Source organism: Acidocella sp. (assembly GCF_036489515.1).
Taxonomy (GTDB): Bacteria; Pseudomonadota; Alphaproteobacteria; order Acetobacterales; family Acetobacteraceae; genus Acidocella.
Map to the genome: position 1 here is coordinate 21,809 of NZ_DASXFO010000049.1, position 14,529 is coordinate 36,337.

13 protein-coding genes and 1 tRNA gene are annotated in these 14,529 nt (G+C 66.9%); 10 read left to right on the forward strand and 4 right to left on the reverse strand.

The genetic code is table 11. The features are described 5' to 3' along the window. Positions 1–94: 94 nt before the first annotated feature. Together tig and VGG47_RS07720 are read right to left on the reverse strand one after the other, a co-directional pair. Positions 95–1,417: a trigger factor gene (gene tig, locus VGG47_RS07715; protein WP_331537134.1), complete on the reverse strand. Its 1,323-nt coding sequence runs from the start codon at positions 1,415–1,417 to the stop codon at positions 95–97. 42 nt (positions 1,418–1,459) lie between these two features. Further along, positions 1,460–1,544: transfer RNA gene (locus VGG47_RS07720), tRNA-Leu, on the reverse strand. A gap of 96 nt (positions 1,545–1,640) precedes the next feature. Between VGG47_RS07720 and VGG47_RS07725 the strand changes: the two genes are divergently transcribed. The 4 genes from VGG47_RS07725 (at position 1,641) to gabT (ending at position 6,673) form a co-directional block, all read left to right on the forward strand. Beyond that, on the forward strand, positions 1,641–4,217 hold the full coding sequence (locus VGG47_RS07725) for an AsmA family protein (RefSeq protein WP_331537135.1): 2,577 nt from the start codon (positions 1,641–1,643) through the stop codon (positions 4,215–4,217). Continuing rightward, positions 4,214–4,906: an ATP12 family protein gene (locus tag VGG47_RS07730; protein ID WP_331537136.1), complete on the forward strand. Its 693-nt coding sequence runs from the start codon at positions 4,214–4,216 to the stop codon at positions 4,904–4,906. The genes VGG47_RS07725 and VGG47_RS07730 overlap by 4 nt, the downstream gene beginning before the upstream one ends. Continuing rightward, positions 4,903–5,190: an acylphosphatase gene (locus VGG47_RS07735; protein WP_331537137.1), complete on the forward strand. Its 288-nt coding sequence runs from the start codon at positions 4,903–4,905 to the stop codon at positions 5,188–5,190. The genes VGG47_RS07730 and VGG47_RS07735 overlap by 4 nt, the downstream gene beginning before the upstream one ends. A 205-nt stretch (positions 5,191–5,395) precedes the next feature. Further along, positions 5,396–6,673 (forward strand): 4-aminobutyrate--2-oxoglutarate transaminase, encoded by a 1,278-nt coding sequence (gene gabT, locus VGG47_RS07740; protein ID WP_331537138.1) that lies wholly within the window; start codon positions 5,396–5,398, stop codon positions 6,671–6,673. A 153-nt stretch (positions 6,674–6,826) separates the two neighbouring features. Here the strand turns inward: gabT and VGG47_RS07745 are convergent, their stop codons facing one another. After that, positions 6,827–8,083 (reverse strand): sodium:proton antiporter, encoded by a 1,257-nt coding sequence (locus VGG47_RS07745; protein WP_331537140.1) that lies wholly within the window; start codon positions 8,081–8,083, stop codon positions 6,827–6,829. A 49-nt stretch (positions 8,084–8,132) separates the two neighbouring features. Between VGG47_RS07745 and VGG47_RS07750 the strand changes: the two genes are divergently transcribed. The 6 genes from VGG47_RS07750 to VGG47_RS07775 all read left to right on the forward strand — a co-directional run bounded on the left by VGG47_RS07750 (position 8,133) and on the right by VGG47_RS07775 (position 13,588). After that, positions 8,133–8,738 carry an SRPBCC family protein gene (locus VGG47_RS07750; protein WP_331537141.1) on the forward strand — a complete coding sequence of 202 codons (606 nt, stop codon included), beginning with the start codon at positions 8,133–8,135 and terminating at the stop codon, positions 8,736–8,738. A 189-nt stretch (positions 8,739–8,927) separates the two neighbouring features. After that, positions 8,928–9,827, forward strand: a complete 900-nt coding sequence (locus VGG47_RS07755) for an AAA family ATPase (RefSeq protein ID WP_331537142.1) — start codon at positions 8,928–8,930, stop codon at positions 9,825–9,827. Further along, entirely contained in the window at positions 9,824–10,987 is a 1,164-nt protein-coding gene (locus VGG47_RS07760) for a vWA domain-containing protein (protein ID WP_331537144.1), read from the forward strand. Before VGG47_RS07755 ends, VGG47_RS07760 begins: the two co-directional genes overlap by 4 nt. After that, positions 10,984–11,304 carry an XdhC family protein gene (locus tag VGG47_RS07765; protein WP_331537146.1) on the forward strand — a complete coding sequence of 107 codons (321 nt, stop codon included), beginning with the start codon at positions 10,984–10,986 and terminating at the stop codon, positions 11,302–11,304. The genes VGG47_RS07760 and VGG47_RS07765 overlap by 4 nt, the downstream gene beginning before the upstream one ends. Then, complete coding sequence (locus VGG47_RS07770; RefSeq protein WP_331537148.1) at positions 11,301–11,996, forward strand: XdhC family protein; 696 nt, start codon at positions 11,301–11,303, stop codon at positions 11,994–11,996. The genes VGG47_RS07765 and VGG47_RS07770 overlap by 4 nt, the downstream gene beginning before the upstream one ends. Continuing rightward, a complete protein-coding gene (locus VGG47_RS07775) occupies positions 11,993–13,588 on the forward strand; it encodes a molybdopterin-binding/glycosyltransferase family 2 protein (RefSeq protein WP_331537150.1) in 1,596 nt (531 codons plus the stop codon). Before VGG47_RS07770 ends, VGG47_RS07775 begins: the two co-directional genes overlap by 4 nt. 98 nt (positions 13,589–13,686) lie before the next feature. On the opposite strand, the gene VGG47_RS07780 is transcribed toward VGG47_RS07775, so the two are convergent. Beyond that, entirely contained in the window at positions 13,687–14,457 is a 771-nt protein-coding gene (locus VGG47_RS07780) for a creatininase family protein (protein ID WP_331537152.1), read from the reverse strand. Positions 14,458–14,529: the final 72 nt, after the last annotated feature.

Genomic DNA, 14,529 nt, shown 5'->3' on the forward strand with positions numbered 1-14,529 from the left:
TGGGCGTTGTCGGCGACAAAGCCCATGGCCCAGATTCATAAAGTTTTTTTGCTACTTTTTGTTCACAAAAAGTAGTCTTCTTTCCTTTATTTCCTTAAACTTCCGGATCAGCGGCCAGCTCTTCCGGGGTCACGCTGGTCTCGTTCAGCGTCACCTGGCTGAGCACGTAGTCCACCACCTTGTCCTCGAAGATCGGGCCACGGAAGCGTTCCATCTCGCGCGGGTTCTTGCGGAAGAACTCCACCACCTGCATCGCCTGCTCGCGGTAGCGCATCGCCTCGGCGAACATCGCGCGCTGCAGGTCCTGGTCACCGACGGTGACGTTGTTGACGCGGCCGAGCTCGGCCACCAGCAGCCCCAGACGCACGCGGCGGTCGGCGATGGCGCGGTATTCCGCCTTCAGCGTCTCCTCGTCCTTCGCCGCATCCTCGGGATCGGCCCGGCCGGCTTCTTTCTCGGCCTCAACCTGGCGCCAGATTTCCGCGAACTCGGCATCGACCAGCGAGACCGGCGCCGGGAACGCCGCCCGCTCGGCGAGCACGTCCAGCAGGCCGCGCTTCAGCTTCATGCGGGTCATACCCTCATATTCGCGGCTGATCTGCTCGGACACCTTGGCGCGCAGGTCGGCTTCGGATTCCAGGCCCATCGCCTTGGCGAATTCGTCATCCACCGCCGGCACTTCGGCCACGGCCAAAGCCTTCACGGTGACCTCGAATTCCGCCGCCTTGCCGGCCAATTCCTTGGCGCCGTACTCTTCGGGGAAGGTCACGTTGATGGTGTGGGTCTCGCCCGGGGCCATGCCCACCATCTGCTCGGAGAAACCGGGGATGAACCCCTGGCCGGCAACGATCACGTTGACGTCCGACGCGGTGCCGCCCTGGAACGGCACGCCATCGACGCGGCCGATGAAATCAACGGTCAGCTGCTCGCCGGAAGCGGCCGGACGGGCCTCTTCCACCGGCTTGAAGCTCTGGCGCTGCTCGGCCAGGCGCTTGATCGAGTCGTTGACCGCCTCGTCGGAAATCGTGGCCACCGGCTTGGTCAGGCTGATGTCGGCGAGCTCCGGCAGGGTGATCTCCGGCAGCAGCTCCAGCTCCATGGTGAATTCGAGGTCCGAATTCTGCCCGGGCTTGGTCACTTCCAGCTTCGGCTGCATCGCCGGACGCAGGTTGCGCTCCTGCAGCAGGCGGTCGGTCGCCTCGTTCACCGCGCCCTCCACGATCTCCGCGGCCACCGCGTCGCCGTAGCGCTTGCGCACCATCGACATCGGCACCTTGCCGGGGCGGAAGCCAGGCATCTGCATGGTGCGGCCAAGTTCGGCCAAACGCTGCTCACGCTTGGCTGCAAGCTCGGGTTCGGGAACCACGACCGTGAAGCCGCGCTTCAAGCCGTCGGAGAGCGTTTCGGTAACCTGCATCGACGATAAATTCCTCAATTATCAACCACAACAACATCAACCTGGTGCGGGCGGAGGGACTTGAACCCCCATGACTTTCGCCACCAGAACCTAAATCTGGCGTGTCTACCAGTTTCACCACGCCCGCTTCGCGCCAGCTCAAGCCGCGCCCTCTAGCGCGACTCTGCGTCTTTCACAAGCGCGGGCCTCGTTTATCGGGGCGAATCACTATATCTGCCGGGTCATGAGCAAAAACACAGACCAAGCGGCGGCGCGCCGCCGCCGGCATCGGTTGATCCTCCTGGCGGTGGTCATCATCCTGGCGCTGCCGGTGCTTGGCGCCGCGGTGCTGATCGCCAGCTTCAACCCCAACCGTTACGCGCCGCAGATCATCGCCGCGGTGGCGCGGGCGACCGGGCGGCAGCTCACCATCGGCGGGCCGATCAGGCTGCGCCTGTCGCTTTCGCCGCTCATCGAGGCGCGCAGCCTCAGCCTCGCCAACCCGCCGGGCTTCCCCGACGCCAATCTCGTCACGCTGGACCGCGTGGACGCACAGCTGGCGCTGCTGCCGCTGCTGCTCTCGCATCGCCTCGACATTCTGCACCTGCATCTGGTCGGACCCAACATCGTCCTGGAGCGCAACGCAGCCGGCACGCCTGACTGGATTCTTGGTCCAGCCACCCCAGCCACCACCCCCACCTCAAGCGTAACGCCCGCCCCGGGCGCCGCACCGGCGGCGCAGGCGCAAAAATACACGGTCGCGCTGCAGGAGGTAGACATCAGCAACGGCCAGCTGACCATCAAAAACAAGGTCGGCGCGCCGGTTATCATCTCCCTGCCCAGCTTCACCGGCACGGCCACCGCGCTCGACGCCCCGCTGCGCCTCAAGGCCAGCGCGGAAATCGACGCCACCCCCTTCACCCTCGCCGGCACGGTCGGCCCGGTCGCTCGACTGTTCGGCACCGGCACCGGCCCCTGGCCGGTCGATCTCACTTTCACCCTCTCCGATGCCACCGCACATGTCAGCGGCACCATCGCACATCCGCTCAACCTCAAAGGCTATGACGCCACGGTCAGCGCCGACATCCCGGCGCTGAACAACCTCACCGGCAGCCTGCCGCCCGCCTGGATCGGCGGTCTGGCGCTGCCGCCGGTGCAAAATCTGACCGCCTCGGCCCGCATCGTCGACCAGAACTCCCTTGTCCCCGCGATCGACCATCTGGTCCTCAAAGCCGGCGTCGCCGATCTTTCGGTCCTCCGCCCGGGGTTGATGCTGAACAGTCTGGACATCGAGATGGCCTCGCTCGACCAGCCTTTGTCGCTGAACGCCGCCGCCACGCTGGATGGCACCGCGCTGACGCTGACCGGCCGTTTCGGCCCGCCCCAGGCGCTGCTGCCCACCGCCTGGCTGCCCGCCAGCATGCCGCCGCAGACGAATTACCCGGTCACCGCCAAGGCGGCCTTCGGCAATGCCTCCCTCACGGTCAACGGCGCCATCGCCACGCCGGAAACCCTCGCCGGCGCCGCTCTGGCGCTGAACGCGACCATCCCCGACCTCGCGGCGCTGAGCCCGCTCACCGGCAGCCCGCTGCCCGCCTGGAAGAACATCTCCGCCCAGACGACGCTGGTCGATCCCGGCGGCCAGGGCTTACGCAACGCCATCGGCCTGCAAGGGCTGGCGGTGACCATCGACAATGCCGCGTTCGGCGGCGATGCCAGCCTGTTTCTCGCCAAACCGGCAAATCTGAAGGCGGCGCTGACCGCCTCGCAGGTGAATCTCGACGCGCTGCTGGCGGCCATGCCGCACACAGGAGCGACCGCCGCCCCTGTTCCATCCCCCGCCGCCCCTCAACCCAATGCCGGCGCACAGTCCCCGGCGGTGTCCGGAGCAAAGATCCCGGTCTTGTGGCTGCACGAAGGCAATGCCGACCTCCAGCTCTCGGCCAACACGCTGGTCTGGAACCACACAACCTATTCGGCACTGCAGGCCCATGCAGTGCTGAACAACGGCGTGCTGACCCTCGCCCCGGTCACCGGCCAGTTGCCCGGCGGCAGCGTGACCGCCAGCGCCGTGATCGACGCCTCCCACGATCCCGCCACCGAAAGCCTGAAACTCAACGCGCCGGCCATGGCCGTGGCGCCGTTGCTGAAAACCTTCAACCTACCTAACGACGCGCAGGGCACGGTCCAGGTGCAGCTCAACGCCAGCGCAAGCGGCGATTCCCTGAAGCCGATCACCGCCAGCCTGAACGGCCAGTTCGGCCTCGCCATGGTCAACGGCATGGTCGACGGCACGGTGCTCAACCAGATGTTCGGTTCCGTGCTGAACACGGTCAACCTGCCCACCAGCATGGTCGGTTCGCAGGGCCCGGTGGCGGTGCGCTGCATGGCCGCCCGGCTGGACGCCACCAACGGCATCGGCACCTTCCGCGCGCTGGCCCTGGATTCCAGCCGGCTGCGGATGCAAGGCAGCGGTACGGTGAATTTCAGCAATGACGCGCTCAACCTCACTTTGCGCCCGCAGGTCCGCATCAGCGGCACCAACCTCGCCGTGCCGGTGCATGTCGGCGGCACGATTGCGGCCCCCACCACCTCGCTCGCGCCGGGTCGGTCCGGGCCACAATCCCTGCTCGGCGAACTCGCCGGCGATCTCGGCCTCGGCGGCGCGCAATCTGCCGCCGACATCTGCCCGGCGGCGCTGAGCCTGGCGCGCATGGGCCAGCCCGGCCCGGCCCCCGGCGCGATGACCAGCGCCCCGACCAGCCCGGCGGCGCTACCCGCCGGCCCGACCAACCTCCTGAAGTCAATTTTCGGCAAATGAAACGCTTCTGGTCCACCACCCGCGTCACCGCGCAGGACGGCGCGTTCGCCGTGCTGCTCGACGCGCGCCCGCTCAAACTGCCCGGCGGCGGCGCCCTGTCGGTCCCCTTCGAGCCCCTCGCCGAAGCCATCGCCGCCGAATGGGCCGCAGCGCCGGAGAGTTTCACGCCGGATGACCTGCCGCTCACCCGCCTCGCCACCACGGCCCAGGACCGCGTGCGCCCACACCGCGCCGCCATCATCGGCCAGCTCGCCGCCTATGGGCTGAACGACCTGCTCTGCTACCGCGCCGGCGACGGCGCCCTGCGCGCCACGGAAGACGCCGCCTGGACCCCCTGGACCGGGTGGGCCGAGCAGCGTTTTGGCATCACGCTCGCCGTCGCCGCCGGCATCATGCCGGTCGAACAAAACCCGGCCGTGCAAGACGCTTTCACGGGAGCTCTGGAAGGCATGAGCGAATACGCCTTGGCCGGGCTCGGCGTGATCGTCCCGGCTCTGGGCAGCCTGATCCTCGGCCTCGCCATCGAAGCGGGGTCTCTGGCCCCGGCCGAAGCCTGCCGCCTGGCCGCCCTCGAAGAGCTCACCCAGGAGCAACGCTGGGGCACCGACACGGAGGCCGAAACCCGCCGCCATAAACGCGCGGAAGACGTTGCGGAGAGCGCCCGTTTCATGGTCCTGTGCGGAGCATGAAAGCAACCCATATCCTCATCACCGGGCGGGTCCAGGGTGTCGGCTATCGCGACTGGCTGCTAACGGAAGCCCAGCAGCTCGGCCTGGACGGCTGGGTCCGCAATGTCGGGCACGACACCGTGGAGGCGCTGCTCGCCGGCGATACCGAGGCGGTAGAGGAATGCCTGCGCGCCTGCCGCCGCGGCCCACCAATGGCAGCGGTGGAGAGCATCACCGACACCCACGCCGAACCGCCCGGCGAGCAGGGCTTTTTCAAGCGCGCCTCGCTGCGCACCCCGCCCTAGAGTGATACCCAGGCAAGCGCAGGAAAGACTTCTTTTTGTGAACAAAAAGAAGCAAAAAAACTTTTTTATGCCGGGCTATGGGCGTTATCCCCGACAACGCCCATAGCCCAGCATAGAGGAGGTTTTTGCGCCGCTTTTTTCAAAAAGCGGCCGCTTTCCTCTATCTGAGATAGCCGGGATGCCCATCGCAGGAGTCGCGTACAGAATGAGCCGGAATAGTGAATTGATGGCACGGCGCGAGGCGGCAGTGGCCCGCGGCGTCAACAATGCCCATCCGATCTTCATCGCCCACGCCGAAAACGCCGAACTCTGGGACGCCGACGGCAAGCGCTATGTCGATTTCGCCGGGGGCGTCGCGGTGCTGAATACCGGCCACCGCCACCCGAAAGTCATGGCCGCCGTCGCGGAACAGCTTACCCATTTTACGCATACCAGCTTCCAGGTTACGCCCTATGAGAGCTACGTCGCTCTGGCCGAGCGGCTGAATGCGATCGCCCCGGTCGAGGGCCCGGCGAAAACCGTCTTCTTCACCACCGGCGCCGAGGCGGTGGAAAACGCCGTCAAAATCGCCCGCGCCGCCACCGGGCGCTCCGGCGTCATCACCTTCTCCGGCGGCTATCACGGCCGCACCATGCTGACCATGGCGATGACCGGCAAGGTGCTGCCCTATAAACGGAAATTCGGGCCGCTGCCGGCCGAGATCTTTCACGTGCCGTTCCCGCACGCGCCGTTCGGCGTCACCGTCGAAGACAGCTTCCGGGCCATCGAGATGCTGTTCCGCGCCGACATCGAGCCCTCGCGCGTCGCCGCCATCGTGCTGGAACCGGTGCAAGGCGAAGGCGGCTTCATTCAAGCCCCCACGGAACTGCTCCAGGGCCTGCGCGCGCTCTGTGACCTGCACGTCATCCTGCTGGTCGTCGACGAGGTGCAGACCGGCTTCGGCCGCACCGGCAAGATGTTCGGCGTCGAGCATTCCGGCGTGAAGCCCGACATGATCACCATCTCCAAATCGCTGGCCGGCGGCTTCCCGCTCTCCGCCGTGGTCGGCCGCGCCGCGGTGATCGATGCGGCAGAGCCGGGCGGGCTCGGCGGCACCTTTTCCGGCTCGCCGATCGCCTGCGCCGCCGCCCTGGCGGTGCTGGACGTAATCGCGGAGGAGAAACTCATCGACCGCGCCAACGTCATCGGCGCTGCCATGAAAACCCGGCTGGAAGCCATCGCCCGCCGCAACGATACCGTGCCGATCGCCGGCATCCGCGGCCCCGGCGCGATGGTCGGCTTCGACATCGTGAAAACCCGCGGCAGCGACGAGCCGGACCCCGAGACCACAAAAAAAGTGCTGACAGCAGCCCGCGAGCAGGGACTGGTCCTGCTCTCTTGCGGCATGTTCGCCAACACCATCCGCCTGCTGGTGCCGCTGACCGTGTCCGATGCCGTGCTGGCGGATGGCCTGACGATCCTGGAAAGCGCTCTGGCGGCTTGAGATAAAAGAAAGCAGCCGCTTTTTGAAAAAAGCGGCGCAAAAACTTCTTCGACTCTGGGCCATGGGCGTTGTCGGCGACAACGCCCATGGCCCAGATTAACAAAGTTTTTTGCTTCTTTTTGTTCACAAAAAGAAGCCTTCCCCTTCGCTTCCTTAAAAAAACACCAAACTCATCAGCCCATAGATCGGCACCAGGACGAGAATCATAATCCCGGCGAAGGCGAAGAAGCCCGGCATCCGCACGCCGCGCCGGGCGGCGATTTCGCGGATCATCAGGTTCGGCGCGTTGCCGAGATAGGTGACCGGCCCGAAGAACACCGATCCGGCGGCGATCGCCGTGAGCAGCCGCGCCGGCCCCTGGGTGAGCGCCGCCGCATGGCCGCCCGCCGCCTGGAAGAAGATGAGATAGGTGGGGGCGGCGTCCAGCACCGCCGAGGCGATACCTGAAGCCCAGAACCACGCGAGCGGCAGCGGCGGGATCTGCGCCGCCTGCAGCAGGGTGAAAGCCGGGCCGATCGTCGCGAAAATGGCGAAGAACAGGATGATGATCTCACGCATCGCCTGCCAGGCGAAGCGGTTCTGGCTGCGGATCGAATTCGGCGTAAAGAGTTCGGAAACCAGGATGCAGCCGGCCTCGACCAGCATCACCGCCAGATGCTCACCCGGGATGGTCGCCCACAGCACGGTCACGTTGCCGGGATGCCAGATCCCCTCCAGCGGAATCACCGCGATCAGCAGCAGCAGGAGAAGGATATTGAGCAAGCCGCGGACGCGCAGCCTCTCCGGGCGCCGGCGCGGCTCCCGGCGCGCCAGCCAGGCATCGAGCCCGAAGGTGAGCGCCAGCACCGGCACCGCCAGCAGCAGCAGCGGCAACAGCAGATGGGTGAACGGCCAGAAGAACGGCACCCCGCGCAAGTACCCCACCAGCAGCGGCGGATCGCCGAGCGGGCTGAGCGCGCCCCCGCAATTTCCCACCAGGATGATGAAGGCGAAGACCAGATGCCGCTTCTCGTAGCGGTAGCCATTGGCGGCCAGCAGCGGATGGATCAGCAGCAGCGCGGCGCCGATCGTCCCCATCACCGAAGCCAGGACCGTGCCGGCGATCAGGAGCAGCAGATTCCCCACCGGCCGCCCCAGCGCGCCGCCGCGGATCGAAATGCCGCCACCCAGCGCATAGAGCGCCAGGAGCAGAACGATGAAGGGCAGGAACTCCGCCAACGTCACCTGCCACAGCGCCAGCGCCGCCGCCCGCCCCCCGCGTTCGAAGGTTTGCAGCAGAAACCCCAGCACCACCCATAAGCCGATAATCGAGGCCATGCGGCGATGCCAGAAACGCGGCAGCAGGCCGGGCAGGATGGCAAAGCTGACGAGAACGCCGGCGAAGGGAATGATCTGCGTGAGTTGCCCCATCAGCACAACGCCGATACGTTACGGCCCAGCATAAGGGAGCCCGTTCTTCATGGACATGTCAGGTGAACGACTGATCGATGCCCCGCGCGCAAAAGTCTGGGAAGCGCTGAACGATCCGGAAATTCTGAAGGCCTGCATCCCCGGTTGCGAGACGATCGAAAAACTGTCCGAGACAGAGATGAAAGCCACGGCGGCCGTTAAACTCGGGCCAATCGCGGCGCGTTTCGCGGGCAAGGTACTTCTCTCCGATCTCGATCCGCCGAACGGATACACTATTTCCGGCGAGGGCCAAGGTGGTGTCGCCGGATTTGCGAAAGGCGGCGCCACGGTCGCGCTGCTGGACGCGGCGGGCGCAACCAGGCTCACCTATGCGGTGAAGGCGCAAGTCGGCGGCAAGATGGCCCAGCTCGGCGCCCGGCTGATCGACTCCACCGCCAAGCAATACGCGGAAACCTTCTTCACCAAATTCTCCGCCCTCGTCGCCCCACCCCCCGTCGCAGCCGCACCCGCGGCGCCGGCCTACCATCTGGTGCATGAGGACCACGACCACGACGCCAGCAACCCGCATTATTTCGGCCTGCCGCTGGGCGTGATCATCGCCGCCGCCGTCGCCATCGTCGCCATCGGGCTCACTTTGGCGAAGTTCCTGCATTAACATGCGCCCTGGACCGGCTATTTCAGGTCAAGGAAAGTGGCCGCTTTTTAAAAAAAGCGGCGCAAAAACTTTTGTTATGCTGGGCCATGGGTATCGTCGGCGACAAAGCCCATGGCCCAGCATAACAAAGTTTTTTTGCTACTTTTTGTTCACAAAAAGTAGCCTTCCCCTTCGCTTGCCTGGGCTTTCATGACCCCCACCACCATCGCCGAGACCGCCTCGCTGCTGGCCGCGCAGGGCTATATTGCCGACCGGCAGCTCGCCACCACGGTGCATCTGGCGCTCGCCATGCAGCGTCCGCTTTTTCTCGAGGGCGAGCCCGGCACCGGCAAGACCGAGATCGCCAAGGTTCTGGCCGCCGGGCTCGGCCGGCGTCTGGTGCGGCTGCAATGCTATGACGGGCTGGACCTCGCCGCTTCCGCCTATGAATGGGATCATGCCAGCCAACTGATGGCGATCCGCCTGGGCGAGGCCGCCGGTGCCGGGGAACATCTGGCCGCCAGCATCTACAGCAGCGAATTCCTGCTCCGCCGCCCGCTGCTCTCCGCCATCGATCCGGACCTGCCGCCGGCGGTGCTGTTGATCGACGAGCTGGACCGCGCCGATGAGCCGTTCGAGGCGTTCCTGCTCGAGCTGCTGGGCGACTTCCAGCTCAGCATCCCGCAATTCGGCGTGGTGCGGGCGCAGGAGAGACCGGTGGTGGTGCTGACCTCCAACCGCACCCGCGAGGTGCACGACGCGATCCGCCGCCGCTGCCTGTATCACTGGGTGGACTACCCCGACGCGGCGCGGGAGGCGGCGATTCTCCGCAACAAGGCCCCCGGCGTGGACGCACAACTCTCCGCCGAGGTGGTCGCCTTCGTGCAGCGCGTCCGCGGCGCGGACATGTTCAAGCCCCCCGGGGTCGCCGAAACCATCGACTGGGCGCTGGCCCTGGCGGCTTTGGACCAGCGCGAGCTGGGGGAACAAATGGTGGAAGACACGCTCGGCGTGCTGCTCAAATACCAGGACGACATTGCCGCCCTGCAGGCCGCGGGACTCGCCGCGCGGGTGGCCCAGGCGAAGAGCGAGGCCCGCATCGCGCCATGATGCTCGCGCAGAATGTCCTGCATTTTGCGCGCCTGCTGCGACGGATCGGCCTACGCGTCGGCGCCTCCGAAAGCCTGGCTGCCGTCCAGGCCCTGACCCTCATCGATATTTCCGACCGCGACAGCGTGCATGACGCCCTGCGCGCGGTGATGATTCGCACCCGCGAAGACCTGCCGCTCTTCGACCAGGCCTTTGCGCTGTTCTGGCGCGCCCCACAGGATTCTGCGCCCGCCGCCCCGGCCACTCTGGAAAAAATGGCACCCGGCGAGCGCCGTCTGGCCGAGGCGATGGCACAGGCAGGACGATCGGACGCCGTGCAAGTGCGGGAGGCGGACCAGAAAGATGCGGCCGGCACCGCCAACGCCCGCGAGCGGCTGGACCGCATGGATTTCGAGGCGATGGGGGCGGCAGACATCACCGCCGCGAAAGCCGCGATCAAAACGCTCCGGCTGCCGCTGGATGAGCGGCGCACCCGCCGCTGGCGCCCCGCCCCCGGCAGCCGCGTCGATCTCCCCGCCACCATCCGCGCATCTTTGCGCACCGGCGGCGAGATCATGGCGCTGGAGACGCGCCGGCGCCGCACGCGCCCGCCGCCGCTGGTCGTGCTCTGCGACATTTCCGGTTCCATGAGCCGCTACGCGCAGATCCTGCTGCACTTCCTGCACAGCGTCGCCAACGACCGCGACCGCGTGAGCATTTTCCTGTTCGGCACGCGGCTCTCCAACGTCACGCGCCCACTCAAGCACCGTGACCCGGAGCTTGCCTTCCAGATGGTGTCCGCTTTGGTGCCGGACTGGTCCGGCGGCACGCGCATCGGCGCTGTGTTGCAGGATTTCAACCGCCTTTGGGCACGGCGCGTGCTCGGTGGGGGCGCGGTGGTGCTGCTGGTGACCGACGGGCTGGACCGCAGCGGCGGCGCCGGCTTAAGCGAGGCGATGGCCCGGCTGCACCGCTCCTGCCGCCGGCTGATCTGGCTCAACCCGCTGTTGCGCTGGGACGGGTTTTCGCCGAAAGCGCTCGGCATACGCGCAATCCTGCCGTATGTTGATGAATTCCGTCCGGTGCATAACTTAGAGAGCCTCAAAGAGCTGATTGCCTGCCTCTCGGCCCCGGCCGGGGCGCGCAACGCGGCGTACAACGCATGGAAGGAACGGCTATGACCGACTCCGAGAGTGTTCTGAAAACGGCCGCCAGTTGGGCCCGCGCGGGCGAGAGTGTCGCGCTCGCCACGGTGACCACGACCTGGGGCAGCTCCCCCCGCCCCGCCGGCAGCCGCCTGGCGGTGACCAGATCCGGCAAGATGGCCGGTTCGGTCAGCGGCGGCTGCATCGAAGGCGCGGTGGCCGACGCTGCTCTGGCGACCCTGCAATCCGGCCAGCCCGCTTTGCTCGCGTTCGGCGTGACCGACGAGCGCGCCTGGGAAGTCGGCCTCGCCTGCGGGGGCAAAGTTGAAGTGTTCGTGGAGCCGCTCTCGTGAAACTCGCCACCATCGACGCGCTGGCCGAAGCCGCCGCCGCCCGCCGCCCGCTCGCCTTCGCCAAGCGCCTGAGCGATGCCGCGGAATTTCTGCTCCCCGATGCGTCTGCGCCCGCCGCCCTGAACGAAGCCGGGACCAAGGTTTTGGCCTCGGACAAATCCGCCACAGTCGCGATCGGCACCGAGAACTGGTTCATCGAGCCGCGCAACCCGCCGCCCCGGCTGATCCTGGTCGGCGCCGTGCACATCGCCCAGAGCTTGGTGCCGCTCGCCGTCATGACCGGTTTTGCGGTCGTGCTGGTCGACCCGCGCCGCGCCTTCGGCAACCAGGAGCGTTTTCCCGGCGCGGACATCAATAATGACTGGCCGGATGAGGCGATTCGGGCGCTGCGCCCGGACCTGCGCACCGCCATCGTCACCCTCACCCATGACCCGAAGCTGGACGACCCGGCGCTGGATGCGGCGCTGCGCTCGGAGGCCTTTTATATCGGCTCGCTCGGCTCGCGAAAAACCCATGCCGCCCGGCTGGAGCGGCTGGCAGCCCTCGGCCATGACGCGGCGACGCTGGCCCGCATCCACGGCCCGGTGGGCCTGAACATCGGCGCGATCAGCGCGCCGGAGATCGCGCTGTCGGTGATTGCGGAACTCGTCGCGGTGCGGCGCCAGGGCGGGCTCGCCCCGCGGACCACGTGATTTTCGGGCGCGTCGCGCTGGACCAGGCACGCGGCGGAATTCTCGCGCACAACACCAAAACTGCCAACCGCGTGCTGCGCAAAGGCGCACTGCTCGACGACGCCGCCATCGCACTACTGCGACAGGCCGGCGTCGCAGAGGTGACCGTCGCCCGGCTGGAGCCCGGCGACGTGCCGGAGGGCGAGGCCGCCAGCCATCTCAGCGACCTGCTGCTCGGCCCCTTCCTGCGCCGCTCGGCGGATGTTCATGGCCGGGTCAACCTGATCGCGACCACGTCCGGCCTGCTGCGGCTCGATGTCGAAGCGCTCCACGAATTCAACCGCATCGACGAATCCGTGACCCTGGCGACGCTGCCGGACCGCGCCGTCGTGGCGCCAGGCGACCTCGTCGCCACACTAAAAATCATCCCTTTCGCCGTCACCGCCGCCACCATCGCAGCCGCGAAAGACGTGATCGCCCATGGGGCACTATCCATCGCCCCGTTCCGGCCGCTTCACATGGGGCTGGTCCTCACCACGTTGCCGCAGCTCAAGGAGGCGGCGCTCACGCAGACGATCGAGGCGACGAGCACCCGCATCACCGCGCGTGGCGGTTTTTTGCTCCCCCCGCGGCAAACCCCGCATGAACCCGCGCCCCTGACCGAGGCCATCACCGCGCTGCTGGCCGCCGACGCCGAGCTCATCCTCATTTCCGGCGCCTCGGCGGTGACCGACCGGCAGGACATCGCCCCCGCCGCCATCGTCGCGGCGGGCGGACAGATCACGCATTTCGGCATGCCGGTCGATCCCGGCAACCTGATCTGCTTCGGCAGGATCGGCGACCGCCCGGTGATCATCCTGCCCGGCTGCGCCCGCAGCCCGGCGCTGAATGGCATCGACTGGGTACTGGACCGGATTTTCGCGGGCGAAATTTTGGGCCCACGCGAGATCGCGAGCATGGGCGTCGGGGGGCTGTTGAAGGAGATCGAGTCTCGTCCGGATCCGCGCGCGGCCAAAAACGGCGCCAGCGTCGCCGCCCTGGTGCTGGCGGCCGGACGCTCGACCCGGATGGGACACAACAAGCTGCTGACGCGCTTGAGGGACGGGCGGACGATGATCGAGCACACGGTCGACCACGTGCTCGCCGCCGCGGCGCGTCCCGTGCTGGTCGTTACCGGGCATGACGGCGCCGCAATCCGCGCGGCGCTGGCGGGCAAGCCGGTGCGCTTCGTGGCGGCGCCGGACTACGCGCTGGGCCTCGCCAGCAGCCTGCATGCCGGCATAGCAGCCCTCCCACCCGAGAGCGGCGCGGCGCTGATCTGCCTCGGCGACATGCCGCTGGTCGAGCCCGGCGTGCTGAACCAGCTCGTGGCCGCCTTTGCGCCGCAGGAAGGCAGAGAGATCGTGCTGCCGAGCGTCAACGGCCAGCGCGGCAACCCGGTCCTGTGGGGGCGGCGCTTCTTCGACGAGCTGCTGGCCCTGACCGGCGATGCCGGAGCACGGCAAATCCTGCACCGACACATGGAATTCGTGGCCGAGGTACCGGTTCAGTCCGACACGGTGCTGCGCGATTTCGACACGCCGGAGGACCTGAAGAAAGGCTACTTTTTGTGAACAAAAAGTAGCAAAAAAACTTTATTACTCTGGGTCATGGGCGTTGTCGCCGACAACGCCCATGACCCAGCATCACAAAAATTTTTGCGCCGCTTTTTTTAAAAAGCGGCTGCTTCCTTGCTTTTCTTGTCCACGTGAGCGACGAACCGCGCCCCCAGCGCCACCAACTCATCGGCGACCTCTTGTCCCAACGCGGCGGAGGCCTCTGGCCACGCCGCGGTCACCGCCGCGCGCGGCACCGCGTCGAATTCCGCCGGCGCGTCGATGTCCACGCCCTCGAAATCCAGGGTGCCGAAATTGCTCACCTTCAGCCCCAGCATGGTCTGCGGCGGGGGCGCCGCATCGTCCGCGTGCACGGTCTCGCCCCTTAAGGCCATAGTGAGCGAGAGCAGCGGCTCCGCGCCATGGCCGAAACGCGCCACGGAAACACGCTTTTCCATCAGTTTCCGGGCGATCTTCCACAGATAGAAAGACGGGATCACCAGCCCCCGTTCACGGCGGAGTTGCAGGGTCACCTCATGGATCACCGGCACGTTGCCGCCATGGCCGTTGAGGATCACGATCCGCTCCAGACCGTGACGCAGCAGCCCCTCCAGTAGGTCGGCCAGCGCGGCGCGGAAGGCGGCGGGGGACAGCGCCAGCCCGCCCGGGCTGCAGCCGAAATAATCCGCCACGCCGAACGGCAGGCAGGGCGCCACGAAACTTCTGCTCCCCTGCGCCGTGGCAGCCGCGGCGATGCGGCCTGCCAGCAGATCGGCTAACCGATAGTCACCCATCGGCAAATGTGGGCCATGATCTTCCTGGCTGCCGAGGGGGAGCAGAATCACCGGCTTGGACGCCGCGGCTTGCGCGAAATCGAGCGCTGTCATATCGCCAAGATGGGGGGATTGTCCGGGTACATTCATGGGACCATTCTGCCGGTTTCGCGGGACAAGCGCAAA

What these genes read in the sequence shown, in the direction of transcription:
- tig (WP_331537134.1), bottom strand. Translation starts at nt 1,417, where the DNA reads ATGCAGGTTACCGAAACGCTCTCCGACGGCTTGAAGCGCGGCTTCACG.
- VGG47_RS07760 (WP_331537144.1), top strand. Translation starts at nt 9,824, where the DNA reads ATGATGCTCGCGCAGAATGTCCTGCATTTTGCGCGCCTGCTGCGACGG.
- VGG47_RS07750 (WP_331537141.1), top strand. Translation starts at nt 8,133, where the DNA reads ATGGACATGTCAGGTGAACGACTGATCGATGCCCCGCGCGCAAAAGTC.
- VGG47_RS07730 (WP_331537136.1), top strand. Translation starts at nt 4,214, where the DNA reads ATGAAACGCTTCTGGTCCACCACCCGCGTCACCGCGCAGGACGGCGCG.
- VGG47_RS07735 (WP_331537137.1), top strand. Translation starts at nt 4,903, where the DNA reads ATGAAAGCAACCCATATCCTCATCACCGGGCGGGTCCAGGGTGTCGGC.
- VGG47_RS07755 (WP_331537142.1), top strand. Translation starts at nt 8,928, where the DNA reads ATGACCCCCACCACCATCGCCGAGACCGCCTCGCTGCTGGCCGCGCAG.
- VGG47_RS07780 (WP_331537152.1), bottom strand. Translation starts at nt 14,457, where the DNA reads ATGACAGCGCTCGATTTCGCGCAAGCCGCGGCGTCCAAGCCGGTGATT.
- VGG47_RS07765 (WP_331537146.1), top strand. Translation starts at nt 10,984, where the DNA reads ATGACCGACTCCGAGAGTGTTCTGAAAACGGCCGCCAGTTGGGCCCGC.
- gabT (WP_331537138.1), top strand. Translation starts at nt 5,396, where the DNA reads ATGAGCCGGAATAGTGAATTGATGGCACGGCGCGAGGCGGCAGTGGCC.
- VGG47_RS07725 (WP_331537135.1), top strand. Translation starts at nt 1,641, where the DNA reads ATGAGCAAAAACACAGACCAAGCGGCGGCGCGCCGCCGCCGGCATCGG.
- VGG47_RS07745 (WP_331537140.1), bottom strand. Translation starts at nt 8,083, where the DNA reads ATGGGGCAACTCACGCAGATCATTCCCTTCGCCGGCGTTCTCGTCAGC.